Origin of the sequence: Thiomicrorhabdus sp. ZW0627, assembly GCF_029767005.1 — a bacterium.
Lineage (GTDB): Bacteria > Pseudomonadota > Gammaproteobacteria > Thiomicrospirales > Thiomicrospiraceae > Thiomicrorhabdus.
The window spans coordinates 216,222-242,503 of record NZ_JARUQR010000001.1 but is presented as its reverse complement, the minus strand read 5'-3'; the positions used below and the strand labels follow the sequence as shown (position 1 = coordinate 242,503).

At 45.9% G+C, this 26,282-nt stretch carries 27 protein-coding genes; 12 read left to right on the top strand and 15 right to left on the bottom strand.

The features are described from left to right. Positions 1-49 precede the first annotated feature (49 nt). The 3 genes from gnd to pgl are packed head-to-tail and all read left to right on the top strand — an operon-like array spanning position 50 to position 3,702. Positions 50-1,498 carry a decarboxylating NADP(+)-dependent phosphogluconate dehydrogenase gene (gene gnd, locus QCB45_RS01190; RefSeq protein ID WP_279418715.1) on the top strand — a complete coding sequence of 483 codons (1,449 nt, stop codon included), beginning with the start codon at positions 50-52 and terminating at the stop codon, positions 1,496-1,498. A gap of 3 nt (positions 1,499-1,501) precedes the next feature. After that, on the top strand, positions 1,502-2,995 hold the full coding sequence (zwf, locus tag QCB45_RS01185; protein WP_279418714.1) for a glucose-6-phosphate dehydrogenase: 1,494 nt from the start codon (positions 1,502-1,504) through the stop codon (positions 2,993-2,995). Further along, on the top strand, positions 2,992-3,702 hold the full coding sequence (gene pgl / locus QCB45_RS01180) for a 6-phosphogluconolactonase (RefSeq protein WP_279418713.1): 711 nt from the start codon (positions 2,992-2,994) through the stop codon (positions 3,700-3,702). The genes zwf and pgl overlap by 4 nt, the downstream gene beginning before the upstream one ends. A gap of 29 nt (positions 3,703-3,731) precedes the next feature. On the opposite strand, the gene QCB45_RS01175 is transcribed toward pgl, so the two are convergent. Further along, complete coding sequence (locus QCB45_RS01175; protein WP_279418712.1) at positions 3,732-5,876, bottom strand: bifunctional (p)ppGpp synthetase/guanosine-3',5'-bis(diphosphate) 3'-pyrophosphohydrolase; 2,145 nt, start codon at positions 5,874-5,876, stop codon at positions 3,732-3,734. Between the two features lie 325 nt (positions 5,877-6,201). Between QCB45_RS01175 and dusA the strand changes: the two genes are divergently transcribed. The 4 genes from dusA to arsC are packed head-to-tail and all read left to right on the top strand — an operon-like array spanning position 6,202 to position 9,507. Beyond that, positions 6,202-7,278, top strand: a complete 1,077-nt coding sequence (dusA, locus tag QCB45_RS01170) for a tRNA dihydrouridine(20/20a) synthase DusA (protein ID WP_279418711.1) — start codon at positions 6,202-6,204, stop codon at positions 7,276-7,278. Continuing rightward, the gene (gene xseA / locus QCB45_RS01165) at positions 7,275-8,873 is read left to right on the top strand and encodes an exodeoxyribonuclease VII large subunit (protein ID WP_279418710.1); all 1,599 of its coding nucleotides are present in this window, start codon (positions 7,275-7,277) and stop codon (positions 8,871-8,873) included. The genes dusA and xseA overlap by 4 nt, the downstream gene beginning before the upstream one ends. A 42-nt stretch (positions 8,874-8,915) precedes the next feature. Continuing rightward, positions 8,916-9,140, top strand: coding sequence for an exodeoxyribonuclease VII small subunit (xseB, locus tag QCB45_RS01160; RefSeq protein ID WP_279418709.1), 225 nt, complete (start codon positions 8,916-8,918; stop codon positions 9,138-9,140). Positions 9,141-9,144: 4 nt separating this feature from the next. Further along, positions 9,145-9,507 (top strand): arsenate reductase (glutaredoxin), encoded by a 363-nt coding sequence (arsC, locus tag QCB45_RS01155; protein ID WP_279418708.1) that lies wholly within the window; start codon positions 9,145-9,147, stop codon positions 9,505-9,507. A 436-nt stretch (positions 9,508-9,943) separates the two neighbouring features. Here the strand turns inward: arsC and QCB45_RS01150 are convergent, their stop codons facing one another. Further along, entirely contained in the window at positions 9,944-10,390 is a 447-nt protein-coding gene (locus QCB45_RS01150) for a hypothetical protein (protein ID WP_279418707.1), read from the bottom strand. Between the two features lie 297 nt (positions 10,391-10,687). On the opposite strand from QCB45_RS01150, the gene QCB45_RS01145 reads away from it, so the two are divergent. The 4 genes from QCB45_RS01145 (at position 10,688) to QCB45_RS01130 (ending at position 15,580) form a co-directional block, all read left to right on the top strand. After that, complete coding sequence (locus QCB45_RS01145; RefSeq protein ID WP_279418706.1) at positions 10,688-12,184, top strand: RNA polymerase factor sigma-54; 1,497 nt, start codon at positions 10,688-10,690, stop codon at positions 12,182-12,184. A gap of 91 nt (positions 12,185-12,275) precedes the next feature. After that, on the top strand, positions 12,276-13,205 hold the full coding sequence (locus QCB45_RS01140) for a hypothetical protein (RefSeq protein WP_279418705.1): 930 nt from the start codon (positions 12,276-12,278) through the stop codon (positions 13,203-13,205). 55 nt (positions 13,206-13,260) lie between these two features. Further along, positions 13,261-13,974: a response regulator transcription factor gene (locus tag QCB45_RS01135; protein WP_279418704.1), complete on the top strand. Its 714-nt coding sequence runs from the start codon at positions 13,261-13,263 to the stop codon at positions 13,972-13,974. Positions 13,975-14,074: 100 nt separating this feature from the next. Beyond that, positions 14,075-15,580 carry an ATP-binding protein gene (locus QCB45_RS01130; protein WP_279418703.1) on the top strand — a complete coding sequence of 502 codons (1,506 nt, stop codon included), beginning with the start codon at positions 14,075-14,077 and terminating at the stop codon, positions 15,578-15,580. 256 nt (positions 15,581-15,836) lie between these two features. Here QCB45_RS01130 and QCB45_RS01125 read toward each other — a convergent pair whose 3' ends face one another. Beyond that, the gene (locus QCB45_RS01125) at positions 15,837-17,126 is read right to left on the bottom strand and encodes an SPOR domain-containing protein (RefSeq protein ID WP_279418702.1); all 1,290 of its coding nucleotides are present in this window, start codon (positions 17,124-17,126) and stop codon (positions 15,837-15,839) included. A 92-nt stretch (positions 17,127-17,218) separates the two neighbouring features. Here QCB45_RS01125 and QCB45_RS01120 point away from each other — a divergent pair, with 92 nt between their 5' ends. Then, entirely contained in the window at positions 17,219-17,362 is a 144-nt protein-coding gene (locus QCB45_RS01120) for a hypothetical protein (RefSeq protein ID WP_279418701.1), read from the top strand. A 37-nt stretch (positions 17,363-17,399) separates the two neighbouring features. On the opposite strand, the gene QCB45_RS01115 is transcribed toward QCB45_RS01120, so the two are convergent. The 12 genes from QCB45_RS01115 to QCB45_RS01060 form a co-directional block, all read right to left on the bottom strand. After that, complete coding sequence (locus tag QCB45_RS01115; RefSeq protein ID WP_279418700.1) at positions 17,400-17,807, bottom strand: YchJ family metal-binding protein; 408 nt, start codon at positions 17,805-17,807, stop codon at positions 17,400-17,402. Then, complete coding sequence (locus QCB45_RS01110; RefSeq protein ID WP_279418699.1) at positions 17,788-19,146, bottom strand: MATE family efflux transporter; 1,359 nt, start codon at positions 19,144-19,146, stop codon at positions 17,788-17,790. The genes QCB45_RS01115 and QCB45_RS01110 overlap by 20 nt, the downstream gene beginning before the upstream one ends. Before the next feature lie 8 nt (positions 19,147-19,154). Beyond that, positions 19,155-19,646 (bottom strand): hypothetical protein, encoded by a 492-nt coding sequence (locus tag QCB45_RS01105; protein ID WP_279418698.1) that lies wholly within the window; start codon positions 19,644-19,646, stop codon positions 19,155-19,157. A 19-nt stretch (positions 19,647-19,665) separates the two neighbouring features. Continuing rightward, a complete protein-coding gene (locus tag QCB45_RS01100; protein ID WP_279418697.1) occupies positions 19,666-20,298 on the bottom strand; it encodes an NUDIX domain-containing protein in 633 nt (210 codons plus the stop codon). A gap of 22 nt (positions 20,299-20,320) precedes the next feature. Then, positions 20,321-21,391, bottom strand: coding sequence for an alanine racemase (alr, locus tag QCB45_RS01095; RefSeq protein ID WP_279418696.1), 1,071 nt, complete (start codon positions 21,389-21,391; stop codon positions 20,321-20,323). A 17-nt stretch (positions 21,392-21,408) separates the two neighbouring features. Continuing rightward, positions 21,409-22,875 (bottom strand): replicative DNA helicase, encoded by a 1,467-nt coding sequence (dnaB, locus tag QCB45_RS01090; RefSeq protein ID WP_279418695.1) that lies wholly within the window; start codon positions 22,873-22,875, stop codon positions 21,409-21,411. Positions 22,876-23,060: 185 nt separating this feature from the next. Beyond that, the gene (gene rplI / locus QCB45_RS01085; RefSeq protein ID WP_279418694.1) at positions 23,061-23,513 is read right to left on the bottom strand and encodes a 50S ribosomal protein L9; all 453 of its coding nucleotides are present in this window, start codon (positions 23,511-23,513) and stop codon (positions 23,061-23,063) included. Positions 23,514-23,530: 17 nt separating this feature from the next. Continuing rightward, the gene (locus tag QCB45_RS01080) at positions 23,531-24,421 is read right to left on the bottom strand and encodes a DUF2232 domain-containing protein (RefSeq protein ID WP_279418693.1); all 891 of its coding nucleotides are present in this window, start codon (positions 24,419-24,421) and stop codon (positions 23,531-23,533) included. A gap of 30 nt (positions 24,422-24,451) precedes the next feature. Further along, a complete protein-coding gene (gene rpsR / locus QCB45_RS01075; RefSeq protein ID WP_279418692.1) occupies positions 24,452-24,679 on the bottom strand; it encodes a 30S ribosomal protein S18 in 228 nt (75 codons plus the stop codon). A gap of 3 nt (positions 24,680-24,682) precedes the next feature. Beyond that, the gene (gene rpsF, locus QCB45_RS01070) at positions 24,683-25,015 is read right to left on the bottom strand and encodes a 30S ribosomal protein S6 (RefSeq protein ID WP_279418691.1); all 333 of its coding nucleotides are present in this window, start codon (positions 25,013-25,015) and stop codon (positions 24,683-24,685) included. A gap of 184 nt (positions 25,016-25,199) precedes the next feature. After that, entirely contained in the window at positions 25,200-25,919 is a 720-nt protein-coding gene (gene pyrF, locus QCB45_RS01065) for an orotidine-5'-phosphate decarboxylase (protein WP_279418690.1), read from the bottom strand. Positions 25,920-25,931: 12 nt separating this feature from the next. After that, entirely contained in the window at positions 25,932-26,267 is a 336-nt protein-coding gene (locus QCB45_RS01060) for a LapA family protein (RefSeq protein WP_279418689.1), read from the bottom strand. Between the last annotated feature and the right edge of the window lie 15 nt (positions 26,268-26,282).

Below are 26,282 nucleotides of genomic sequence, written 5' to 3'. Positions count from 1 at the left end.
TTCCTGGTTACAATGATTTTGATTTTTAAAAAATCTTTTTGGAGTGATTATGTCGAAAGCGGATATTGGACTCATCGGTCTCGCAGTCATGGGGCAAAACCTGGTTTTAAACATGGCCGACCACGGCTTCAAGGTCGCGGTCTACAACCGAAGCCCGGATAAGACAAACAACTTCCTGGCAGGTGAAGCGGCAGACAAACCCATTATAGGCACGTTTTCACTCGAAGAACTTGTCGACTCGCTTGAGACACCGCGTAAAGTCATGTTAATGGTCAAAGCAGGTGAAGTTGTCGATCTTTTCATCGATCAACTTGTTCCGCTTCTCGACGACGGTGACATCATTATTGACGGGGGTAACTCACTCTACATAGACTCCACACGACGTACACATGCCCTTAAAGAAAAAGGAATCCTATTCATAGGAACCGGAGTCTCCGGAGGTGAAGAGGGCGCTCGCCACGGTCCTTCCATCATGCCGGGCGGCAATCCGCTTGCCTGGGATTCGGTCAAACCGATCTTTCAGTCCATTTCAGCCCATGTAGACCAAGAACCTTGCTGTGACTGGGTTGGAGATGAAGGTGCGGGACACTACGTTAAAATGGTACATAATGGTATCGAGTACGGCGATATGCAGCTTATCTCGGAAGCTTACCAGCTAATGCGGGAAGGCCTCAAGATGACTCCAGAAGAGTGTCATCAAGTCTTTGCCGAATGGAACAAAGGAGTGCTTGACTCATACCTGATTGAAATCACGGCAGACATTCTCACATTCAAGGATTCAGACGGTTCACCGTTGATTGACAAGATTCTGGATGCCGCCGGACAGAAAGGTACCGGTAAATGGACAGGAATCAATTCCCTGGAAATGGGAGTTCCTTTGACCTTGATCACCGAATCCGTTTACGCGCGCTGCCTTTCAGCTCTTAAAGAAGAGCGTATTACCGCCTCCAAAATCTATCCTCGCAAACCAGCTATTACCGAGAACGACAAGAAAACAGTCTTGGAGGCGATACATGATGCACTTTACGCCTCCAAGATTATCTCCTACACACAAGGTTACATGCTGATGAAAGAAGCGGCCAAAGCCTATTCCTGGGATTTAAACTACGGCGGTATTGCACTGATGTGGCGAGGGGGATGCATCATCCGCAGTACCTTCCTAGGAGAAATTAAACGTGCTTTCGATGAAGCACCGGATCTGCAAAACCTCTTGCAAGACGGTTTCTTCGAGCAAGCCATCAAGAAAGCCGAAGCAAACTGGCGTGAAGCCATTATTTTCGGCATCAAACAGAGCATTCCGACACCAGCACTTAGCTCGGCGTTGGCATTTTTCGACGGTTACCGCAGTGAAACGGTTTCCGCCAACATGATTCAGGCTCAACGCGACTATTTCGGCGCACATACCTATGAGCGAGTCGACGCGCCACGAGGAGAACGCTTTCACACCGACTGGATTCAGTCCGGTGGCCACATCAGTTCAACAAGCTATGAGGTATGACTTATGCCCGGAAACAACCCCTGCACCTACATCATTTTCGGCGCAACCGGTAATCTCTCACTAACCAAGCTGATGCCTGCTTTCTATCACCTGGAAACCGAAGGGCGTCTGGCCGAGGATTTCAACATAGTCGCGATCGGACGTCGTGACCTAACCGATGCTGACTGGCAAGAACTTATTATCACCTCGATAGAAAAATCCGCTCGCGGTGGAATCAGTGAAACCACATTTTCCAAGTTCTCCAAACGTCTCACTTATTTCAAAATGGACATCAACCACAAGAACCGTTATCCGGAGCTAAGAAGCTTCATAATGGACAAAGGCTGGTCTCCTAATATGGCATTTTACCTGTCGATGAGCCCGGCGGATTTCGGCCCCGTGGTCAAAAACCTTGGAGACGCCGATCTACTCGATCAATCCGATGGATGGAAACGTGTTGTACTCGAAAAGCCGTTCGGCTACGACCTGGATTCCGCCAAAGCACTGCAATATCAGTTAAACCACTACCTGTCCGAAGAACAGACCTACCGGATCGATCACTATCTTGGTAAAGGAATGGTGCAGAACATCATGGTGTTCCGTTTCGCCAACATTCTAATGGAGCCGCTTTGGAATCGTAATTACATCGATCATATCCAGATCACCCACTCTGAAGACCGAGCAGTCGGCACTCGTGCCGGCTACTACGATACCAGCGGAGCCATGCGCGACATGATCCAAAGTCACCTATTGCAATTGATGGCGTTAGTTGCCATGGAGCCACCGGCATCTATGGAAGCCGAAGCACTTCGTGACGAAAAAGTTAAATTGCTTAATTCGATTAGGCCTATCCTGAAAAAAAACGTCAACGCACAAGCCTACCGTGCTCAATATGGCAAGGGAACCGTCAACGACCAGAGCGTCAAATCCTATCTTGAAGAAGAGGGCGTAAGTGAAGACAGTGTCACAGAAACCTACGCGGCATTGAAACTCTACATAGACAACTGGCGATGGGAAGGGGTACCGTTCTACCTGCAAACCGGTAAAAACATGCCCAAGAGTCAAACATTGATTTCTGTCTGCTTCAAACATCCTCCACAACAGTTCTTCAAGGCCTCCCAAGTCAAAAAGATGAAACCGAATTGGATCATCTTTAACATTCAACCCGGTGAGAGTATCAAAGTTGAGATGACTGCTAAACAACCAGGGCTGGAAATTAATACTCGCCAAATCAGTCTGGACGCCAGTCTTAGCCATGAAGAGGGCATTACCATAGATGCCTACGAAGAACTGCTTCTAGATGTCATCAAAGGCGACCGTTCGCTCTTCCTGCGTTATGATGAGGTCAAAGCGGCTTGGAGTATCGTTGACCCCGTTATCCAAGCCTGGGCATCAAACACAAGCTATATCGATACCTACCCATCCGGCACCTGGGGACCGAAAGACGCCGATAAACTGTTCGATCATCCTGAGCAAGGTTGGCGTCACACCACCTCTCCAGAAGAGGAAGATGAATGATCACCCTGCCACAGGACTGGCACGTATTTGATAATGCCGACTCGGTTGCACAAAAAACTGTTGAGGCTATTTTGGAGATCGCCAAAACAGCAATCGATGAAAGGAAAGCTTTCCACCTGGTGACAGCAGGGGGAACCACCCCACTAGCAGTCTACCGTCTTTTGGCAGAACGGGAAACCAAAGACAATAAAAGCCTCATAGAGTGGTCCAAGTGGCACATCTACATGGGAGACGAACGCTGCGTTCCTACAGACGATACTCAACGAAACAGCCTGGCCTTACATGAGGCCTGGCTCAAATTCAGCAAGATACCTAAAGATCAAATTCATTACATGCCGGCAGAACTCGGCGCAGAACAAGCCGCTAAAGCCTATGAAAGTACCGTCTCTGGCATTGAATTCGACGTTGTTTTATTGGGAATGGGCGAGGATGGTCATACAGCCAGTCTATTTCCAGGGCGTAATCATGAAGCCGAGGCGGGGCGCCTGGTTCAAACCGAATTTCACTCACCGAAACCGCCGCCTGAAAGAGTCACTTTATCTCAGGAATGCCTAAGCCACTGCCGACACCAGATCAAACTGGTAACAGGTAAAGCTAAAGCCGAAGCGGTTGAGAAATGGTTGGCTGGCGAAGAATTACCGATTGCCCAAGCGAAAGGAAAACAGACGCTGGTATTCATCAGTCAGGAGAGTTTGCCGCAAGTCTGAACGCGGCAAAAGCGCTTCAGAAAACCCCGTTAAATCTTTGAAATAGAAGCGGATTCCACATTCTGAATCCTTTCAATATGATCTAAAAGCTCCCCTAAATGGATTTGAGGCTCGACCTCGAGCGTCAATTTCATCTCCACTGTTCGCTCGGCACTGTCAGTATGGGTCTCTGAAGTAATCAGGTTAATATCCAGATCGGTCAACACAGACATGACATCACGCAACAGACCTTTTCTGTCAAAAGCGGTGATCGACAAGTCCGCAGTGTAGCACTCGGCCTCAGCCTCGGCATAGCTCCACGATACCTCGATAATTCGCTGCAACTCTTCATGGGTCAGATTGAGAATATTCGGACAATCGCTTCGGTGCACGGTAACGCCTCGACCACGGGTGACATAACCGACAATATCATCTCCCTTCTCAGGCTGACAGCAGGGGGCAAGATTCGTTTTAAGCTGCGTTGCACCAACAACGTAAACCTGTTGGTCTTCCGGAATATTTTCCGGCTTGTGCAAACCTTTAGGGCGGTACGATTTCTGCTCAGGCTTAAGGTTTTCCTGAATCGCATTGGCCAATTGGCGTTCATTCAGCTGACCTTTACCAATCGCTTCATACAGGTCGTCTTCATTTTCGTACTTGAAGCGTCTGGCGATAACTTGCGCCTTGACGGTAGTGGCATGCAAACGTCTAATTTCACGATTGAACACGCCTTCACCGGCTTGAATGTTCTGCGCCCGGTTCTGCTTATTGAACCAGCCTTTCACCTTGGTACGAGCACTACTACTGTTCAGATAACCTAAATTGGGGTTCAGCCAGTTTCGGCTTGGACCACCATTTTTGACGGATAAAACCTCGACCTTATCCCCGGTCTTCAAAACCGTCGTCAGAGGCTGAATTCGCCCGTTGATCTTAGCCCCTCGGCACCCATGTCCCAGCTCGGTATGAATAGTGTAAGCAAAATCCAGTGGGGTAGAGCCCTGTCTCAACGTCATGATTTCGTTCTGAGGTGTCAAAACATAAATATGCTGGCTCTGAAGTTCCGTACTGATTTCCTTGAAAACCTCCGGATCATCCGCATTCTCAAGTAATTGGCGGACATTCGCGATACTTTTCTCAAGGTTTTTATCAATATTCTTACCGCCTTCCTTATAACGCCAGTGTGCCGCGACACCATATTCCGCATGGCGGTGCATATCAAAAGTACGAATCTGAATTTCAACTGTCTTTCCTTCCGGCCCCAGAATCACCGTATGAATCGATTGATAGCCATTGTCTTTCGGAGAAGTGATGTAGTCGTCGAATTCTTCCTTGATATAACTCCAATGACTGTGGATTAAGCCCAACACTTCATAACACTGTTTGACGGAATCGACATAGATCCGCACGGCACGAAGATCGAAGAGTTCATCGATCGGCTGCTTCTTGCGCTGCATCTTTTTCCAGATACTGTAAATATGCTTTGGTCGACCAGTGATCTTCGCTTCAATATTCTGCGATTCCAATAGCGTTTTAAGGATCTCGATTACCGAATCGATATAGGCTTCACGCCCCAGACGGTTGGAATCGAGTTGCTGGGCAATTTCGCGATACTGGTCCGGCTCTAAAAAGCGGAAAGAAAGATCTTCCAATTCCCACTTGAGTTGTGCAATCCCCAAACGGTTCGCCAAAGGCGCGAAAATCAATTGAGTCTGCTCGGCAATCTGTTGGCGGACACTTGGCTCTTCAAACTTGAGTTGTCGTAGACGGGCGACACGATAAGCCAATTTGACAACCATAATGCGAATGTCGGTCGTCATCGCCAACAACATCTGTCTCAAACGCTCATACTGGATATCCGACTTGTTAGGTGAATCCAGTTCCTTGAACTGGTTCAGGTAACGGATTCCCTCAACCAGTTCCGCCGTCGAATCGCCAAAGTGCTTTTCAATATATTCCTTGTCATAAAACTCGGCGACATTACCGTCGCTCAACAAAGTGGCGACCAATGTATCAGCATCCATGTTTAATTCAGATAGGATTAAAGCGACATCCACGCTTCTGACAATCGACTTTTCAGGCAGCCCCATGGCCTCAACGGCGATATTGCATGCAAGCTGGCACTTCTCCAACTGACCGCCAGTCAGCTCACTCGGCTTGAATAACAATTTAAAAAGTTCGGTTGCCTTACTCGTCATGAATACGTCTTTTTCAGTGTTTTAATCAATTAGGTTTATTTTATAGTCTGAACAGAAAGAATCCATATTTTTTATGGCTATAAGCCCATTTAAAGCTTATCACTCGGCATTTTTAAGATTTTTCGCCTCCTCAATCGAGACAGCCAGCATTAAATCCTACAGAAAAGCACCACAAAGCACGCCGCACGGACTCATTTTTTAAGGCATAAACGATTATAATAATCTCAAATTGCTTCCCGGCTAACCGGAAGCACTGAACTCTGATTAAAACCCGTCTAGGCTCATTCAACCATACCAGCCAAGACAAACAAGAAGTAACGTCAAATTGCAAAATCCTAATTCCCCGACTATTGCCGATCCAAACACATACAGCAGCAGTGCCAAAGGCTTTTCCGTCGCGCCAATGCTCGACTGGACGGATCGTCACTGCCGTTATTTTCATCGCCAACTAACTCAGCAGGCCTGGTTATATTCCGAAATGGTCACGACCGGCGCCATTATCTACGGAGACAACCTGCCTCGATTTTTGGGACACAGCCCGGAAGAGGCACCGGTTGTCCTGCAACTGGGGGGAAGCGATGCGAAAGACCTTGCGACCTGTGCAGGACTGGGAGAGGAGTGGGGCTATTCAGAAATCAACCTGAATGTCGGCTGTCCAAGCGACCGCGTACAGAACAACATGATCGGTGCCTGTTTAATGGGGCATCCGCAGATTGTCGCAGAGTCGGTTTCTGCAATGAAAGCGGCAGTGCAATCGATTCCCGTTACCGTTAAATGCCGTATCGGAATCGACGACCAGGAAGATTTTGAAACGCTGCATTCATTCATAGCAGGCCTGGTCGAAGCGGATGTAGACGGCGTCGTCATTCACGCCCGTAAAGCTTGGCTACAGGGGTTATCACCCAAAGAAAACCGTGAGATTCCACCATTGCATTACGACTGGGTGCATCGGATCAAATCCGAATTCCCGCAGCTTGAAGTTGCAATCAACGGCGGCATCAAAACATTGGAAGCCGGACTAGAACACCTCAAGCCTTACGAAGGATTTCCTCCGGTAGACGGCGTCATGCTTGGAAGAGCCGCCTACGAACAACCTTATATCCTAAGCGAAGTCGACCGCCTCTACTACGGCAGACTCGATCCCGCTCCAAGCCGCCTTGACGTCGTTGAGAACATGAAACCCTACATTGAAAAACACCTGATGGACGGTGGGAAACTTATTCAAGTCACACGCCATATGTTAGGATTATTTCATGGACTCCCTGGTGGCCGACTATGGCGTAGATACCTCTCTGAAAACGCCTTCAAGAAAGAAGCCGGAATAGAGGTACTCGAACAGGCCACTCAAAAGGTAACCGCTGAAATCGAACGCATGGAAGAAAGGCAGAACACCACTCTATGACTTTTCTAGATGTTCCTTTTAAGGAAAAAGACCAAGCCAAAGCATTAGGCGCACGTTGGGACAGCGTCAGCCGTAAATGGTATGTACCCAGCGAACTTTCCGAGCAGCTGGATCAATTTGAACGCTGGCTTCCGATCGATCAAAAAACCCAACCGTCGTCAGCTGATACCCGACAGGGTGATCTTTTGAATGAAGAGGAACAGAAGGGGACTCGTCTATCGATTGTTCTCAGAAACATCCAATCGGCTTTGCGCCGCAGCTTTCCTGGCGCGCTTTGGGTCATTGCGGAAATCGCCAATATCAATCGCAATCGAGGACATGTATATCTCGAACTATCCGAAACGAATGAACAAGGTCAAACCCTAGCAAGCTGTCGTGCAATGATCTGGCAATCTCAAGCGGAACGTTTGCTCAACCGTTTCCAGCTTGAAACAGGAAGCGAGCTGGCTGTCGGCCAGAAAGTGCTTCTACTGGGAGAGGTCAATTTTCACGAACAATACGGTTTCTCATTCGTCATCCAGGATATCGATCCGAGCTTTACATTGGGTGAATTAGAAGCAAACCTTAATTCCATTCGTAAGCAATTGATTTCAGAGAAATTATACAACCTAAATAAACAACTCACTCTGGCCGACGACTTCTTTAGAATCGCCGTGATCGCACCGCCGGGAGCGGCCGGTCTTGGGGATTTCAGAGCCGATGCGGACGCCTTGCAGCAAGCCGGCCTGTGTGAGTTCAAATACTTTTATAGCGCCTTCCAAGGCGAACAAGTTGAGCCTGAAATGCTCGCCGCCTTTGATGCGATTCAATCACTGCATTCAGCTAACCCATTTGAGGCGCTAGTGATTATTCGCGGTGGCGGTGCCAAGCTCGATCTGAACATGCTCAACCTGTATCCGATCGCTAGAAAGATCTGTGAAGCCAAACTGCCTGTATTGACAGGAATCGGCCATGAACGCGACAACACCATTCTCGATGAAGTCGCACACACACGATACGACACGCCCAGCAAAGTGATTGCCGACGTTCGCCAGCACATCTTCCAGAAAGCGCATCAGGCCAAACAGAACTGGATTCAAATTGAGCAGGCCAGCCGACTGAAAGTCAGACAGCTAGAACACCAACTGGATCAATTCGACCATCTGCTACAAACCAACAGTCAGGCCTGCCTGTATTATTGGAAAGACAAGCTGGAACCTTTAAAATACCAACTGCAAAGACAAGGAAGGCAGAAGCTTCAAGCTACTGGAGATCGCCTGCAGCAGCTTCACCAACACATCAACGCAACCGTTATCAAACAGGTCGATTCGGTCAAAATGACCTTGGAGCAAAACCAAAAAACCGTGCTCAACGAAGCACAACGCAGCTTGGAATACCAACATGATCAAATCATACAGTGGATCGCATTCATTCTAAGTTCAGGCCCTAAAACCCAGCTTAACCGAGGGTTTGTCATTGCCAAAAGCGAGCAGGGTGAGCCCATCAAAACCGCAAAACAAGCGAAGGAAACAGGGCGTTTAAACCTGCAATTCATTGACGGCGAAATACCGGCGGAAATCAGCCCTGATGCCGAAATCAAACCTAACACGAATTAAACACAACCGATTGCAAACAAGGATTAACGAAAGGATTTTTCCATGAGCCAGACATCTGAAAGTTTCAAGGCAAACTACGCTAAATTGCAGGAAATCGCACAAAAACTATCGAATACACAAGAAGTCGACATCGACGAATTGGTTCCGATGGTGGATGAAGCCACCCGTGCTTATCAGCTCTGCAAATCTCGAATTGAAGCAGTTGAAACCGCTTTGAGCAAGCGTCTGGACAGCGAACCTGAAAAATCCGATAACGAAAGCGAATAAATTCATGACTGAAACAGCCACTATTTACCACAACCCACGTTGTTCAAAAAGCCGTAACACCTTGAATATCCTGCAAGAACACGATCTGGAAATTCGAGAAGTCCGATACTTGGATACACCACCAAGTAAAGAAGAACTGAAACAACTGTGTGATCTTCTGAACAAGAAGCCGGTTGAAATCATACGCACAGGTGAAACCTTATTCAAAGAGTTGGGTCTAGACAAGAACGACGACCGCAGTGACGATGAATGGCTTAATATCCTGATCAACAATCCCAAGTTGATTGAACGGCCAATCGTAAAGATAAACGGTAAAGCGGTCATAGGAAGACCACCTGAAAATGTTTTGAGCATCATCAACTCGTAAACAATCATCATCCGACTGAGAAGCTCATAACTGGAAAATCATTTCATTCCAAAGTTCCGAAACCGAACAGGCCTGTTTAGTTTCGGATTAATCCACATTTACACCTTTGAAACCAACTATCCGAACTTAATCACTAAACACTCCAATAGAAACTCATAGAGTCTCAGTTTTCACTAAATAGCAGAAGAGGCCACAAGTACCATTTTAAACAAATCATCAATTTAACATAATATATATTATACGAACATTTATAAAAACCTTAAACCGCCCCAAACCCTATAAATTCGCGCCTCAGCAACCACTTCACTCAACCATAAATAATTCAATAATTACTTATTATGGTTACGCATCATTTCATGCAAACAACCACTAAATTCTACTGACATAAAAAAACCGGGAAATTCCCGGTTCTACATTTATCGTTCAACCAATCTCTTCAAGATCCGATAATCGGCAACCCGACAAACAAGATCAACTCGATTGCACCGACAAGAATCGGATACCAGGCATGCTCTGTTTTTTCGCTCAACGCCTTCAAGCCCATGAAAATACCGGCGATCGCCAAGAAATAAGATACCGGCGCCAACAGGATCGAAATAAACAACAACGGCGCCAATGCAACCAACACCCAGCTCGCCGTCAGACTGTTATTAGGATTGTATCGCTTGGTATTACGCATGTCGTCCGGTGTCGAACTTGCCGACTGAAGTCGCGCCATCACTGTATTGACATCCGCATCCGACAGCTCATCCTGCACAACCTCAATATCCGTCATACCGATGGTAATCTTCTTATTTGTGTACAACGCCTTAACCAAGTCATCCCAGCTTGCATTTTCCGGTAGTTGATCAACAATCTCATGCGCTTCTTGTTTAATAGACATAAAACTCCTCCAGCCGAGTTAATTCATGTTTTAAGTATTTATTTGTATATGATTATTTTCTATTTTATAGCATTATTCAAAAATCGAGCCAAAACTTACCAAAACGGTCACATTTATTTAAAAAACCCTATGGCAACCGTTACCTTTTGCCCGAATATAGATTATTATATCTTTAACTTGCGGTATTTTACTAGCCGGCTTTCACCTCAATCGAAGCCTAGCAAAACCAAGCCAGATAAAGAAAAACAGGACGTATTTTTAATACCTTAAAAACGATGTAATTTGGAGTACAACTGCATGGCACTGATGCCCGGTTTGCAAATCAATATTGGCCAACAACTCAAGTTAACGCCACAGCTTCAACAATCAATCAAGATTCTGCAGTACTCTGCACTTGAAGTGCAACAGACGGTTGAAGCAACGCTTGAGACCAATTACATGCTTGAGGTTGAAGAAGATAGCCTTTCCGAAGACGACCTACTTGGCGAACACCAGGAAATGGATTCCGCCCAGCCCAGCGACGATGCAAGAGATGAACAACCGCTCGACATCAACACCAATGACAAGATATCCGACGAGCTTGAAATTGACTGCAACTGGGATGAAGTCTATTCGGATTACTCCGCCGCCAAAACCAGCACCTCTTCCGACGAATACGTCAGCGCGGAAAATTACACGTCTGAAGAAAAGACATTGCACGACCATCTTTACTGGCAATCCGATATTTACGTATGGAAAGAAAATCAGGATCTAATTGCCGACTTCATCATCGACGACATCAATGACGAAGGTTACCTGACCACCCCTCTTCCCGATTTACTGCAATCCTTGCAAAGCCAATTCCCTGAAATTGAATTCACCTTAGAAATGGTTGAAGAGGTACTGACTGTTATTCAACAGTTCGAACCGACCGGGGTCGGTGCCCGAAACGTTCAAGAATCTCTGCTGCTGCAGCTGATGAACATGGCACAAACACCTTATGTCGTCACAGCAAGACAGTTGATTTCAGAGCATTTTGATTGGCTTTCGTTTCACGACCATAAGCGCATCAAGAAACTCTACGGCTTGAACGATGAAGAACTCACCAGACTTTTCAAACTGATTCAGTCTTTAAACCCGCGTCCAGGGCGTGATTTTTCATCGACCAATTCGGAAATTATCATTCCCGACCTGCGTTTGAAACGCACCAAAGAAGGCTGGTTAGTTGAATTAAATAGCGACGCTTTCCCAAGATTGAAAGTCAATAGTGCCTATATCGAGCTGGCCGGACAGCTTGATGACAATGAGCAATCCAAGAAAATCAAAGAACAACTAATCGAAGCAAAAGGCCTGATAAAGAGCATCCACAGTAGAGGTGAAACCCTGCTTAAAGTCGGCACCTTCATCGTCGAAAAACAACAAGCTTTCTTTGAAGAAGGTGAGTTGGCTATGCAACCATTGGTTCTGAGAGATGTGGCTGAACACCTGAACTTACATGAATCGACCATTTCGCGCGCTACAAACCAAAAGTACATTCAAACACCACGCGGCACGTTTGAATTGAAGTACTTTTTCTCTTCGGGCGTAAGTCAGTACGGCAGTGCCGACCAATCAGCCATTGCAATCAAGGCGCACATAAAAAGCCTTATCGAACAAGAGGATCCTAAAAAACCTCTTAGTGATAGCAAACTGATGGAACTCCTTGAAAAGGAAAAGGGAATCAGCGTGGCTCGAAGAACCATTGCCAAATATCGCGAATCACTTGGCATCCCATCTTCCAGCGAACGTAAAAAGCTTAATAAATTTAAACTTTAACCCTATTTTCTATTGGGTGATTTTTCACCCACATCGCACTATAATCCACACTAATTTAATTAAAATATAATTTTAGCAGGTGTTTTAAACCATGAATCGAGTGAATGTAGAACAAGTTCAACAGGCAGCCCAACAACAGTGGGAGCAGCAAGCAGACTTTAAAGAATATATGTCCGCCGTGAACCCTCCAATGCCTAAAATCGATGTCATTGCTTACCCAAGCAGCCTGCATGAAGAAGGTGAAACTCGAGTCATCCCTTTCGACCTTTCAAAAGCGATCACAACTCAATATCCAGCCACATCACCGAACCTATTGGCCAACTTCATCCGCATCCGTGGAAATGAAACAATTAAAACGGACGCTAAGGCCACATCTCAAATGTTTTACGTTATCCGTGGTTCAGGCAAAACTCAAATGAAACATGGAACCATCGAATGGAAAGCAGGTGACCTGTTTACCCTTCCAGCTGTTCCGGATGCCCTTCACCAGGCATCCAGCGATACCGCTATTTATTGGGTGCACGACGCTCCATTACTGAACTATCTTGGCGCCCAACCAAATGAAGAAAAATTCACACCGGTTCTTTACACCAAAGAAAGATTGGATAAAGAACTTGAAAAAGTCCGTCAAGAAGCGGCTGGCAGAAACCGAACAGGTATTCTTCTGTCTAACCCTAACTTCCCTCTGACGATGACTTTGACACATACTTTATGGTCTCTATACAACGCTTTGCCGGCTGGCGTCATGCAAAAGCCACACCGCCATAACTCGATTGCATTAGACTACTGTGTATCAGCCGGACCGGATACCTACACGTTAATCGGCAAAGAGGTTGATGACGAAGGCAATATCATAGATCCGATCAAAGCGATGTGGACACCAGGTTCGGTATTCATCACGCCTCCGGGCTGGTGGCATTCACACCACAATGAATCGGATCAAGATGCAATCGTATTGCCGATTCAGGACGCTGGTTTGATCATGAATATGCAGGTACTTGATTTCCAATACATCCGTTAATCGAGCTTATCGGGTAGCTTGAATTTTTAGCCGAATCGGCAGGAGGAAGGGTTTTATGCAAAACACAGATTACAAAATCGCAATCATCGAAGACGACCCGATTCAAAGGGAAACCCTGGTAACCGCCTTGGAACAGCAAGGTTTCAGTATTGTCTCTTTTGCTGACCGTCGTTCCGCAGAGTCCTATTTCGACAAAACCCTGCCCGACCTAGTCATTTCGGACATCATTCTTGGACAAGAGATGGATGGTGGATTCGACCTTGCGAAACACCTATTAAGCTACAATAAGCCCATTCCAATCATTTTCCTTTCCGAAAGACAGTCGGAATTCGATATCTACACCGGACACGCACTGGGAGCCATTGATTATCTTCCCAAGCCGATTAGCCTGAACGTTTTGATCGTGAAGGTCAAAAACCTTCTCCGCATCACAACTCCTTCCAAAGAAGCCAATTCAGCCAACGGAGAAAAATCGATAATACCGGACTTGGAAATCGTTCCAAACCAATTCAAAGCGTACTGGCACAATAAACCACTCGACCTGACCGCGACTGAATTTGAAATGTTGAAACAATTCGCCACCAGTGGCGAAGGCGGCGTCGTCACTTACGATACGCTACAATCATCCACACAGGGAGTGGTCGAACGTAACACAATCAACACCCATATCTGCCGTATCCGTAATGCATTCAAAAAAATCACTCCGGATTTCAATTTGATTCACAATGAATACGGACGTGGTTACAGCTGGCAAAATAAAGATGACTGATCACACCATACTTTCCAACACCGAACGCTCGGAAAACTAGACTCCAATGGTTTTCAGACCGTTCAATATCCGTCTATCGATTCGAACAAGATTCTTTATCTTGTTGTTATTTTTGACTTTTCTTCCTTTTTTGGCTTACCGTTTCGCAATCGACCTGCATCGTTTGCTACTTAACAACCAGGCAATCATACAAAAACAGACTGTAGAAAACCTGGCTTTAATTTTGCAAAACCGAACTGATTTATGGGCACTGCAAATTCAATCAGGAAACCCGACTCGCCTGAGTCACCTCAACCTACAGAACTCGGTAATATGGATCGTCAACGAATACGGACGAACGACCTATGTAGTAGGCAACCTGCCAGAAAGTAGCCACACCATCGTTGAAGAGGACCTATTCACCGCCATCGGAAAAAGCCTGATCAAAACGTTCGCTACTGTAATCCCCTATTCGCTTCCATACCCCTACCCTCAGAGCCGAACACCGGAACAGTACCTGATAGTAAACGCCCTTCAGGGTCAAACAATTCAACAATACCGCATGGACAAGGAACACCAACCCATCTCGCTAATGTCCGCCACGCCACTGATCTTCAAAGACAAGATCATAGGTGGTCTGATCCTAGAGGAAAAAATGGAAACCCTGTTCAGTGACTCCCTGGACTATTTCTACCGACTGATGGGGATCGGTGCAATGATTTTTCTAATCGTCACCATCGGCGCCATCTTACATACTGCCTCTGTCTCTAACCGGATACTAAGGTTGGATAATGACGTTAAAAAAACCTTCAACATCCAAGGTCGCCTCAAGGATCACATCTTCCCTGATCGCTATCAACGTTTCTACAATGACGAGCTTTCGGATCTACGCCACCACATTCATGAAATGTTGGGGCAGCTTGGTGCCTATGAACGATACCTGAAACAGTTACCGAAAACACTTCGCCACGAACTGCATAACCCGCTAAACAGGCTCTCAATGGCGTTGACCTTGCTGGAAAAAGACACACAACACACCCAACTTGAATATGCCCAGCACGCTGTACTTCAGTTGAAACAAATCATCGCATCCCTATCAGAAGCCACCAGCATCGAAGACAGCCTGAATCATCAGGAACCGGAACCTTTCCCTATCGGCGAAATGTTGGAACACTATTTGAAAAATAGCGAAACCCTACATCCTGAATACAGCCTCGATTACCACAACCTGATTCCGAAAAACGCCTTGGTACTTGGTGACGGGTTCATGATTGAGCAGCTTATGGATAAACTTCTGAGCAATGCGAAAGACTTCAGCGACGGCAAACATCCGATTGAAGTCATCTGTAGACAAGACGGCCGAAATGCATTAATTTCAGTGCAAAACAGTGGACCTAATCTACCTGCTGGATACGAAAAGCAAATATTCGACGGCATGACATCGATCAGAACACTTAATCAGGATGACCAAGCACACTTAGGATTAGGGCTTTATATCGTCAAGCTGATTACCGACTATCATAAAGGTGAGGTTTACGCTGAAAACATCTTCCTGGATCGTCAGCATAATTTGCCTGGAGTAAGGTTTACGGTTGAACTGCCTCTAATCAGCCAGAAGGCATCGTAACAACTTATAAACCAATATATTCAAAAAGATAAGACAAGATTCTTAGACATGTCATCTAAGATTCAACAAAGGTTTGCGTGATTAATATGAGCGCTATTCCGCTTTAACAACGGTTAACTCGGCTGACATACCCGATATTAGAATTAGGACTACTAAACCGACCAAAACAATCGAAAACCCATCTATTGAAAATAATAGTGCTCTCTAAGTTCAGCCCAGAGTTTGAAACACTCCGAGCCGACTGGCGGTTATTAGATCAAGGAAGCTTTGACGTTAGATCTTTTACTTTTCTCACCCAGGGAGAAATCCCGAACTCCGACTTGATTTCTTTAGCGAGTTTATCGGCATCGGACTTTTTCGCATAACTTCCGGTTACCAGCACGTAACGCTGATTATCACCTCGTTTCTGCAGAACAATACGGGTATCCATCAGACCTTTTTGTCTCACCATCCCCTCCAGCGTCTCTTTTTCAACCATGCTTGCCAATTGCAAGGTATAGTGCTGTGCAGGTTGCTCTAGAAGCCACTTCTCATCGGAGCTATGAGCCTCCAGAGATTTGGTATCGATTTCAGCCGGCTTAGGTTCGGCGATCTCATCAACTAATTTTACAATCGGCTGCTCGATTCTCGGAACATCAAGGCTAGGTGTTTCCGGCTCATTTGGTTGTTCAATTTTCTCATCGGGGACAACCTCGGCTTCTGGTGCCTTCACCTCATCCGGTTTAAGCAACACCTGATCACTCAAATCAATTTTGTCGTCGCCTTTAGTAAGATGCTGCAAAATTACCTCAAGCTTCTGGTCGATACGCTCTTCCAGCTTTGAGGTATAAGTCTTTAATTTCTCTTCCAAAATAGACTCGGTCACCACCTTATCACCATCTTCGGAAACCATGGTTTGCATAACTTTCGACTGGTCGGTTTCCGTTGCGGGCCGAGTTAGCTCAACTTGCTCAGAACCCTCTTCTGAGGCAACCCCAGACTTGGCGGATGCTGCTACTGAAGACGACGGCATAGCTTCCAGTCTGGCAATCAACGCCTGTTGCTGTTGCTGGATATCGTCCAATTGCTTTTCGAGATCCACAACACGCTGCTCAAGTGCCGTAAACATCTCTGGCTTGCCACCCGTAACTAACTTCTGTTGAAGTTCATCCATCGACTTTTGAAGTTGCTGGGTTTCTGCCTGTCCCTTTTCTTTAATTTCAATGACGCTCTGCAATTCTTTATTGATGGTTGTATAGGCTATGTAAAGTACACCCAGAATCGTCAATAACAACGTAAGTAAGATGATGATGCCGAAGAATGAGGTTTTGTTTGGAGTCGGTTTTGTCTTTGTACTGTGTGAACTGCTCGTGGCTTTAGTGGAATTCGATGACGATTTCGTACTGGGCATAACTTCCTCTGCGGCATTTAACCAATCGTGTAATGAGTGGCCTGATTCGTTATTGATATCGCTGGAACGTTGCGACGAGATATTTTGTGCTTGGCTTTCGATCGCTTTTAATAATTCAGCGCGCTCTTTTTCTAGTTCCGAAATTGTTTGGGCCATAAAAATAAGACAATGTCCGAGTCAAAATTAGAATTTATTGTAAAATGCTTTACCGTAAAAAGATACATCATAAACGCAAGGATTGATAAAAAATGCCGGATTTAGAAAACATTGGTTCCGCCCTATTACTGACCCTGAGTTTACTCGGCGTATCGATTGTAGTTGTTGCCATAGCAATGTGGCTGGTGTACCGCTTCTTTCGCCACGATGACACTCCGTCAAATAAAGACAATTAACATCGTCCGACACCAAACCATTTAATTAAAATCCAGACTATTCGAATTCGCCTTCAACGTACACCCAGTGTCCGTTGTCATCGCGTTTAAATTCACTTTTTTCGACCAATTTAAATCGCTCTAACCCGATCTGGTATTCGGCACAAAAGGTCACCCAGCCTTTTTTGTCTTTCTGACGCCCCTTTTTGGTTTTCAAAACCGTCAATTTCTGCCAACTCAACGCTTCTTCAACGTCCATTCCAACAGGCCGGGTAGATTCCGCCCAAGTTCTCAAAAGATACTCATCCAGATGTTTGACGTAAGCCGTATAACGCGAACGCATTAACTGTTCCGCCGTTTCTGCATGGTTTTTCCCCTGGTGAAAAGGTTCGCAGCACTGACTGTAAGGTTTACCCAATCCGCACGGGCATATCTCCGTTCCTAATTCAACCATTGAAGCGCACATCAAACTGTCCTCTCAAGCGTATCGTCAACAGAATCGCGGCCAATAACAATCCCATAACGATCCCAAACCAAAATCCTTGCACGCCCATTGGTGTCTCCGTCAACCAATCGGTAAAGGCTAAAACGTACCCGCCGGCGAGCCCGACCCCCCAATAACTGAAAAAAGTAACCACCATTGTCACTCGTGTATCGTGCAGCCCCCTTAGTCCGCCGGCACAAGCTACCTGAATCGCGTCGAAAACCTGATAATAGGCAGCATAAATCAATAAAGTGCTGGCCAACAAAAGTACTTCATGATCTTTGGAGTACATCGTAACAATCTGATCGCGCAAAAGGTAGGTCACCACAGACAACAAAGCACCGATTACAACGGCAAATCCGATACCGGTATACAAACTCACCAATACCGCCTGACGGCTATTCTCTCCGTACCCTTTTCCAACTCTTACTGTGATTGCCATGGCAATACTCAACGGCAACATGAACGTCAAAGAGGTAAAACTGATCGCCACCTGGTGCCCTGCAATAACAACAGACCCCAACTTTGCAATGAACAAAGCGATAAAACTGAATAGGCTGACTTCAAAAATCAACGCCAAGGCATTCGGCACACCCAAATTGACAATATCAGCAATCCCCTGCTTCCAGACTGGCCAGTCAAACTGTTTGAAATGCACTAAGGAGCGGGTCAGAGGAGCACGAACGGCATAGACAAAGCCGACCACAAACATCAACCACATAACAATCGCGCTGGCGACACCACAACCGGCAGCTCCCATCGGTTCAACCACGCCGTATCCATAAATGAACAAAGCGTTTAAAGGAATATTCACCAGAAGCGCCAGAAAACTGATCCACATGGTTGGCAAGGTCGTCCCCAGGCCTTCCCAAAAAAAACGCAGCGCCTGATAAAGCGCAACACCGGGCAGTCCAAAAGCGATATAGAACAAGTAGTCACTAGTAAGTTTATAAACCGGTTCAGAAAGGTCCAACCAGACCAGAAGCTCATCCAGATTCATCAGAATATACATAGAGAGCAAACCTAAAGGGACAGATAGCCAAAGCCCTTGGTGCAAGTAACGCGTCACAGCCTGCAAGTTGTGTCCACCGAACTGCTTGGAAATCAAAGGCGTTAATGCCAATAGAACACCGGTCGAGAAAATGAATACCGGCAACATGATGCTCGAACCAAGACCGATAGCAGCCAAGTCGTCGGTTCCCACCCAACCGGACATAATAGTGTCGATAAAGCCCAGTGCAGTCAATGCCAACTGAGCTAGAAAGATGGGCAAAGCCAACTTGAAAAGCAATTTGCTTTCATCAAGTACTTGATGAATCATGCTCATACTCAGGATGAGTGGCGATCAGCGCCCGAATCGGCTTTACGGTTAGACTCGCCGGAATCAGGAGTTTCCGCACCGGCCTGTTGGGAGCTCTTAAACGAGTCTAGAGCTTTTTCAGCATTCGACGCTTCATCTTCTTGTTGTTGCCAGTACTCCTCTCCGTATTGAGACTCCAGCTCTTTTTGAAAAGACTCGTCATCCAATGAATCCGTCAAATCCTCCTGGTTTGCAGGAATCACAGCATGAGGAAGCAAATAGATAATAAGTAGCTTGAACAGCCAATAGATGGTCGCATAGACCACAACAGCCAACATCAATACGAGAGGAATGCCGAGCAACAGATCAACCATAACGGCATGACCTTTGAAAAGCTTCAAGACCAGTTCTTTTTCAATAAATGCAAAATAGAGCCAGGCGACCACTCCCAACCAGCTCAACAGAACGACATAACGATTCAGAGCAGGATGGATGTGAGAATTTTTAAATAAACAAAACATAGACTTATCGAAATATCCGTTATTGATTCGAGCTTAATTCGCCCTGTTTCTGCAACAGCAACCACTGCAATGCAATGATGGTACTGGCCACATTAAACTGCCCTTTAAGCAGTTTTTCTTTCGCTTCCGTAAAAGGCAAACGAACGATTTTGATGTCTTCGTGATCGTCGACCAAGCCGGCGTACTCCGGCAATTGCCCACTGTCGACTTCAGCGGCATATAAATAAAGAATCTCGTCACTTCCGCCCGGACTCGGATAAAACTGACAGACATATTCAAGATTATCCAGCTGAACTCCAGCCTCTTCCTGAGCTTCTCGGTAGGCAGCCTGTTCCGCTGTTTCACCCGGATCAATCATTCCAGCAACCGGTTCCAACAACCAGGCCTGCTCGGTTTGTCCGGAAGCATGGGCATGCCCTAATGCGCCGGCGCGACACTGCTCAACCAATATAACTACCTGTTTCTGTAGATCATACAGCAAAACCAATACAGCCTGCCCTCGACCAAACAGTTCGCGTCGGATATTGCTTGTCCATCCACCCTGATAGAGCGTATGTTTGAAATCGATCAAGTCGATCTTAAAAAAGCCGTCGTAACCACTGTCTATGCAATTGATTTCAAAGGATTTATTCTCTAACTGCTGTTCAGACATTCTTTATCCGTTATTGTTTGGATTACTGCACTTCAATGATTGGAACCCTTTGCGTGATACCGCAAAGCAGTTCGTAACCGATGGTACCGGCAAATTCGGCAATCTCATCAACTCCCAAGGATTCATCCCCCCACAATATCGCCTCGTCACCAATACGTACCTGCCCTTCAAGTTCGGTCAAATCAACACAAATCATATCCATAGAAACGCGGCCAATCAGAGAGACCCGCTGTCCGTTGACCAATACTGGCGTGCCGGTAGGTGCATGGCGGGGATAGCCGTCACCATAACCAATCGCAACGATGCCGACATACGAATCCCTTTGCGCCTGCCAGGTATTGCCGTAACCGACATACTCCCCTTTTTTGACTTTCTTTAGTGCCGTGACCTCGGATACCAATTTCATCACCGGCTTTAGTGCTGGACGACAACTTTTACACTGCCCGGCACCGTAGAGCATGATACCAGGACGAACCCACTGATACTGAGCCTGTTTAAATTCTTGAAGCCCCGCGGAATTCGCAAGGCTTTTGGGATACGTATACCCTTTACTGGCGTCGTTGAAACAATTGATTTGCTTTAGAGTAAAGTCTTCCGACTCATCAGCCGAAGCCAAATGTGAAGCCAAATGGATCTGGAAAGGTTTGTCGCTCTTTTCAAGCTGATTAATGACATCAGCTACCTCGTCAGGATGAAAACCAAGACGGTGCATTCCACTATCAATCTTCACCCAAACATTGATGGTCGCTTGGTATTGAGACTCCAGCAGCCATTTAAGTTGATGAAAAGAATGCACCACCAGATCCAACCGATGCTGGTAAACCAAAGGAATTTCCGCTTCGGAGAACAGCCCTTCCAGCAACAGGATTCGGTGTAGAAAACCTTTTTGCCTTAAAATGATAGCTTCGTCGATACAAGCCACGCCATAACCATCTGCAGAACTGAACTGGTGCGCGACGCGATCTATTCCATGACCGTAGCCATTCGCTTTAATTACCGCCAGCACCTTGCTATTAGGCGCCATTGTTTTCACAACTTGAAGATTGTGTCGTAAAGCAGGCAGGTGAATATAAGCTTTAGTTGGTCGATACATGCAACTCTTCTCCCGATTTAATAATGCGCTTCATCAGGATCGAAAGCAGCATGATTTTCAAATCGGGTGTATTCTCCGATAAAGGTCAGGCGTACCGTTCCCAGGGCACCGTTACGGTGTTTACCGAGAATAATTTCAGCAATACCCTTATCTTCACTCTCTTTGTTATAGACTTCGTCACGATAGATGAAAATGATTAAATCGGCATCCTGCTCAATCGCACCAGATTCACGCAAATCCGACATAACCGGGCGTTTGTTCGGACGTTGTTCCAGGCTTCGGTTCAACTGAGACAAGGCAATTACAGGGATCTCGAGCTCCTTGGCAAGCGCTTTCAAACCTCGTGAAATCTCGGAAATTTCATTAACTCGGTTTTCGGCTCCAGCGGAACCACGCATTAACTGTAGATAATCCACCACAATCAATCCCAAACCAGTTACTTTGGAATCTGGATCTTCAACACCTTCCCGAATTGCTTCCTTGCGTTGAAGATCTCTTATATCTTTATCGATACGACGGGCACGGGCACGCAACTCGGTGATCATCAACGCGGGTGTATCATCGATATAAACTTTGGCTTGGGAGAGGACATTGATCGCCTTATTGAGCTTCGGCCAGTCTTCTTGCTGTAGCTTACCGGTACGCATACGTCCGGCATCGATACGGCCAATCGAACTGATCATACGCATCGCCAAAGCCTCGCCCGGCATCTCCATACTGAAGACCGCAACAGGGGTATTGTTCTTGGTAGCGATGTTTTCCGCCATGTTCATCGAGAAGGTCGTTTTACCCATCGACGGACGACCCGCGACGATAATCAAATCCCCTTTCTGCAAACCGGACGTAATTTCGTCGAATTCAGTCAGATGCGTAGCTTGGCCGGTAATAGTCCCTTCTGTATTGAACAGCTCATCGATCTTATTGATGGCGGCTTCAAGAAGGACATCCATCGTTTTGTATTGACGTTCTTTACCTTCACCATGTTCTGCGATCGACATGATTTTAGATTCCGCCACATCCAGCACTTCGCGAATATCTTTTCCTTGAGGGAAATAGGCCGTCTCTGCAACTTCATTACTGGCCTGAATAAGGCTCCGCAAGATGGATTTATCTCGGACGATTTTGGCGTAGTAAAGAATGTTTGCGGAGCCCGGAGTATTCTTGACAAGTTCCGCCAAATATTCCTTATCTCCAGCAAGATCAAGCTGACCGACGGAAGTCAGATATTCAACCACCGTAACCAGATCAAACGGCTTGTTATTGCGACTTAACTCGACAATTGCACCATAAATCGCCTTATGTTGCTGGGTATAGAAATCGCCCGCATTAACAACCACGGCAACGTCTTCAAACACATCATTCGAGAGCATCAAACCACCAAGAACCGACTGTTCGGCCTCTATGGAATGTGGAGGAACCTTAAATAAGGTTTCAGCGGTATTCTGAGTCGAGCCTGAGATTTGCTTAACGTTTGTCGAATTCATATTCACCAGGTAAAGGTAATCACAATAAAGGAATCGTTATTATAGCGGAATGTCTCTCCGAAGTGTTTAAGCTCGGAAAAAATAACCGGACGTACAAACCGATTGAAAAAGATGAAATTTTGACAAAAAAAAAGCGATAGCGCATTGAGCGCTATCGCTTTTTCATCAAGATAAAGTCGAGGAAATTATTCCTGAACAGCTTTGATCTCAACAGTGATTGACGCAACTACATCTGAGTGCAATTGAACATCGATCTCATAAGTACCAACGTGACGCAATACACCTTCAGGCATACGGATGTCACGACGAGCAACTTCGAAACCTGCTGCAGTCAAAGCGTCCGCGATATCCTGGGTACCAACAGAACCGAACAATTTACCTTCATCACCGGCAACCGATTCGATTGTAACAACTTGACCGTTAAGGTTCTCATAAACGCCCTGAGCAACGGCCAATTCAGCTGCTGCAGCCTTTTCAAGCTCGGCACGAATTTTTTCGAACTCTGCAACGTTCTCTTTTGTTGCTGGCTTAGCTTTACCTTGTGGAATAAGGAAGTTACGTGCATAACCAGCTTTTACTGAAACTTGGTCACCCAAAGCTCCTAAGTTTTGTACTTTTTCAAGCAGAATAACATTCATAGCTTAAACCTCTTTATTTATTCTTGCACCCATCGGCTTCTGAAGTTGATCCAAATATCCAACAAACCAATGGTTGCGAGTATCAGCATAGCTTGAGGAAACAGAAATAACAGCACATACAATGCAACCAACCACGCCGTATGGAGTTTTTTAACCGAAACCGTCTGATGCGCAATGGCCAAGCCTTGAAACATCAAACCGGCCACCATCACACCGGACAGATCATAAACAATTCCGTAACCCGTACTCAAAAACAATCCTGCAATCGCCAATACCACGGCGACGTATGCAGTCGTTTTCGGTAACGCCATCTGATAGAAATCAGATTGGAATTGCCCTGGATGATACAACCCGCCTTGCCACCAACGTGCCATAACCAAAATTGAAAACCATAGTGCAACGGCAAACATGGCCAACAGCATGGTTACCATATTTGCCAATGCTTGGATCGCGTCGGATTGATATTCAACCCCTGACGCTTCCAGCAACGGTTTCACTTGTTGGTTAAACAGGTCTAACCACCATTCCGCCGGATTAGGAACGAGCAAATGTAACGCTACTACTCCCAAACCGGCCATAATCATTGCCAACTGTAATGACAAAGCCAATGAATTGGTGTTTCTCAACACCACTGCCATCAGCCAAACCGGCAACATATACTCGATGACCGAAATCCAAGCCGGAAACAAGGTTCCCGTCATGACAAAGGTCAATCCAATGTTTGCCAATATACTCCATACAAGTAGTTTCAATCCGTCGACCACCCCGACTCTCAGGGTTACCAGACCGATCACCGCACCAACGAACATTCCGAAAGGTGCGATCCACACGCTTAGCGCAGAAAATAGAACCGCTGCAATCAGAGCCTGCATCGGCCCTTTCATAACAAACTTTGCGATTCCTAGCATGTGCTACCTGTTAATTCAATTTCTTCAAAATTATTTGTGTTGATCAGTGTATGGCAACAAAGCGATGTAACGAGCACGCTTGATTGCTGTTGCCAATTGGCGCTGATACTTAGCACTTGTTCCAGTAATACGACTTGGAACAATCTTGCCTGTTTCAGTGATATAAGATCTCAAAGTATCTAAATCTTTGTAATCAATCTCTTTAACGCCTTCTACTGTAAAACGACAGAATTTTTTTCTTCCAAAGCTTCTAGCCATCTCTTACTCCTTAGAATCTTTTTTACCAACCATAACAGAAGGCTCAGTAACGGCTTCTTTACGCTTGATAAACATGCTACGAAGAACTGCATCGTTGTAGTAAAAAGCATTCTCAAGCTCATCAAGTGCTTCTTGGTTACACTCGATGTTCATTAGAATGTAGTGAGCTTTGTGTACCTTGTTGATAAGGTAAGCAAGTTGACGACGTCCCCAGTCTTCCAAACGGTGGATTTGACCACCAGACTGCTCGATAAGGGCGCGGTAACGCTCTAGCATTGCAGGAACCTGTTCGCTTTGATCAGGGTGCACTAGAAATACGACTTCATAATGACGCATTCATATTCTCCTTATGGATGATAATACAGTCTCCCGACACCAATAAGGGCACGGTGAGACAAGGAAATTCAAACACTTAGTCTGAAAGGCGCGAATTATAACCGAATAAGCACCCATTTTCAAACACTTAATAAAGCACAAGGCCTTTAATCAATTCAACCGCGTAAATTTAACGGTTAGTAGATCAAACAATACTCTGATTAATCTCTTTCAACACATCAACCGGGCTATCGGAACGAGTAATCGGACGACCGACTACCAAGTAGCTCGAACCCGCTTCAATCGCATCTTTAGGGGTCATGACACGCTTCTGGTCATTAAGATCACTACCAGCCGGACGAATCCCGGGAGTCACCAAGCAGAATGCCCCGCCCAACAAGTTGCGCAATTCGGAAACTTCCTGAGCAGAACATACAACACCATCAAGCCCCGAATCCTGAGTCAACTTGGCAAGACGAAGCACATTCTCTTTAGGAGAACCACTCAAACCCACCTCTTCCAGATCCGCCTGCTCCATACTGGTCAAAACAGTCACGGCAATCAGCAACGGCTTACGCTCCATATCCAGCTCTTCTAAAGCCTGTTGCGCCGCCTGCATCATCTTTCGACCACCCAATGCGTGAACATTCACCATCCAAACACCCAGCTTAGCCGCAGCCTGAACGGCTTTGGCAACGGTATTTGGAATATCGTGATACTTCAAATCAAGAAAAACATCAAAACCCTTAGCAACCAACTGTTTAACAAATTCAGGCCCAGCTACGGCAAATAATTCCTTACCCACTTTCAACCGGCACAAATCAGCATCCAGACGATCGACAAACGCAATCGCTGCATCTGCATCATTAAAATCCAACGCCACCAAAACCTTTGGGTCCACATCTTTACCTTGAATGAAACTCATCTATTAAACCTATTATTTATCATTTTGAATCAATGCATTACGATTCTTATCTAAAGCTGACAATGAACGTGCATGAGTCTTCTTTAACTGAACCACTTGATCCGCTTGTTTCTGGCATTCCCGTTTTTTTTGCGACAACCGCCACTTGAGACGCGTTACCTGAAACAACATAATCACTGATGCCATCAACATCCCGGCAATAAATACGACTGCCATCACGACGCTTAATGCAACCGTCTGCTGAAACCAGAACAAATCAATCGTGACAAGCTGAGGGTTTAACACTCCTAGAGCAACCCCGGCCACAAGAAAAAGTGCGGTTCCTATTAAAGAAATAATTTTGAACATTTGTTATGAAATTCT

Excerpts from the sequence above, each read along its gene's own strand:
- gnd (WP_279418715.1), top strand. The coding sequence starts at position 50 with ATGTCGAAAGCGGATATTGGACTCATCGGTCTCGCAGTCATGGGGCAA.
- zwf (WP_279418714.1), top strand. The coding sequence starts at position 1,502 with ATGCCCGGAAACAACCCCTGCACCTACATCATTTTCGGCGCAACCGGT.
- pgl (WP_279418713.1), top strand. The coding sequence starts at position 2,992 with ATGATCACCCTGCCACAGGACTGGCACGTATTTGATAATGCCGACTCG.
- QCB45_RS01175 (WP_279418712.1), bottom strand. The coding sequence starts at position 5,876 with ATGACGAGTAAGGCAACCGAACTTTTTAAATTGTTATTCAAGCCGAGT.
- xseA (WP_279418710.1), top strand. The coding sequence starts at position 7,275 with ATGACTTTTCTAGATGTTCCTTTTAAGGAAAAAGACCAAGCCAAAGCA.
- xseB (WP_279418709.1), top strand. The coding sequence starts at position 8,916 with ATGAGCCAGACATCTGAAAGTTTCAAGGCAAACTACGCTAAATTGCAG.
- arsC (WP_279418708.1), top strand. The coding sequence starts at position 9,145 with ATGACTGAAACAGCCACTATTTACCACAACCCACGTTGTTCAAAAAGC.
- QCB45_RS01150 (WP_279418707.1), bottom strand. The coding sequence starts at position 10,390 with ATGTCTATTAAACAAGAAGCGCATGAGATTGTTGATCAACTACCGGAA.
- QCB45_RS01145 (WP_279418706.1), top strand. The coding sequence starts at position 10,688 with ATGGCACTGATGCCCGGTTTGCAAATCAATATTGGCCAACAACTCAAG.
- QCB45_RS01140 (WP_279418705.1), top strand. The coding sequence starts at position 12,276 with ATGAATCGAGTGAATGTAGAACAAGTTCAACAGGCAGCCCAACAACAG.
- QCB45_RS01135 (WP_279418704.1), top strand. The coding sequence starts at position 13,261 with ATGCAAAACACAGATTACAAAATCGCAATCATCGAAGACGACCCGATT.
- QCB45_RS01125 (WP_279418702.1), bottom strand. The coding sequence starts at position 17,126 with ATGGCCCAAACAATTTCGGAACTAGAAAAAGAGCGCGCTGAATTATTA.
- QCB45_RS01120 (WP_279418701.1), top strand. The coding sequence starts at position 17,219 with ATGCCGGATTTAGAAAACATTGGTTCCGCCCTATTACTGACCCTGAGT.
- QCB45_RS01115 (WP_279418700.1), bottom strand. The coding sequence starts at position 17,807 with ATGTGCGCTTCAATGGTTGAATTAGGAACGGAGATATGCCCGTGCGGA.
- QCB45_RS01110 (WP_279418699.1), bottom strand. The coding sequence starts at position 19,146 with ATGATTCATCAAGTACTTGATGAAAGCAAATTGCTTTTCAAGTTGGCT.
- QCB45_RS01105 (WP_279418698.1), bottom strand. The coding sequence starts at position 19,646 with ATGTTTTGTTTATTTAAAAATTCTCACATCCATCCTGCTCTGAATCGT.
- QCB45_RS01100 (WP_279418697.1), bottom strand. The coding sequence starts at position 20,298 with ATGTCTGAACAGCAGTTAGAGAATAAATCCTTTGAAATCAATTGCATA.
- alr (WP_279418696.1), bottom strand. The coding sequence starts at position 21,391 with ATGTATCGACCAACTAAAGCTTATATTCACCTGCCTGCTTTACGACAC.
- dnaB (WP_279418695.1), bottom strand. The coding sequence starts at position 22,875 with ATGAATTCGACAAACGTTAAGCAAATCTCAGGCTCGACTCAGAATACC.
- rplI (WP_279418694.1), bottom strand. The coding sequence starts at position 23,513 with ATGAATGTTATTCTGCTTGAAAAAGTACAAAACTTAGGAGCTTTGGGT.
- QCB45_RS01080 (WP_279418693.1), bottom strand. The coding sequence starts at position 24,421 with ATGCTAGGAATCGCAAAGTTTGTTATGAAAGGGCCGATGCAGGCTCTG.
- rpsR (WP_279418692.1), bottom strand. The coding sequence starts at position 24,679 with ATGGCTAGAAGCTTTGGAAGAAAAAAATTCTGTCGTTTTACAGTAGAA.
- rpsF (WP_279418691.1), bottom strand. The coding sequence starts at position 25,015 with ATGCGTCATTATGAAGTCGTATTTCTAGTGCACCCTGATCAAAGCGAA.
- pyrF (WP_279418690.1), bottom strand. The coding sequence starts at position 25,919 with ATGAGTTTCATTCAAGGTAAAGATGTGGACCCAAAGGTTTTGGTGGCG.
- QCB45_RS01060 (WP_279418689.1), bottom strand. The coding sequence starts at position 26,267 with ATGTTCAAAATTATTTCTTTAATAGGAACCGCACTTTTTCTTGTGGCC.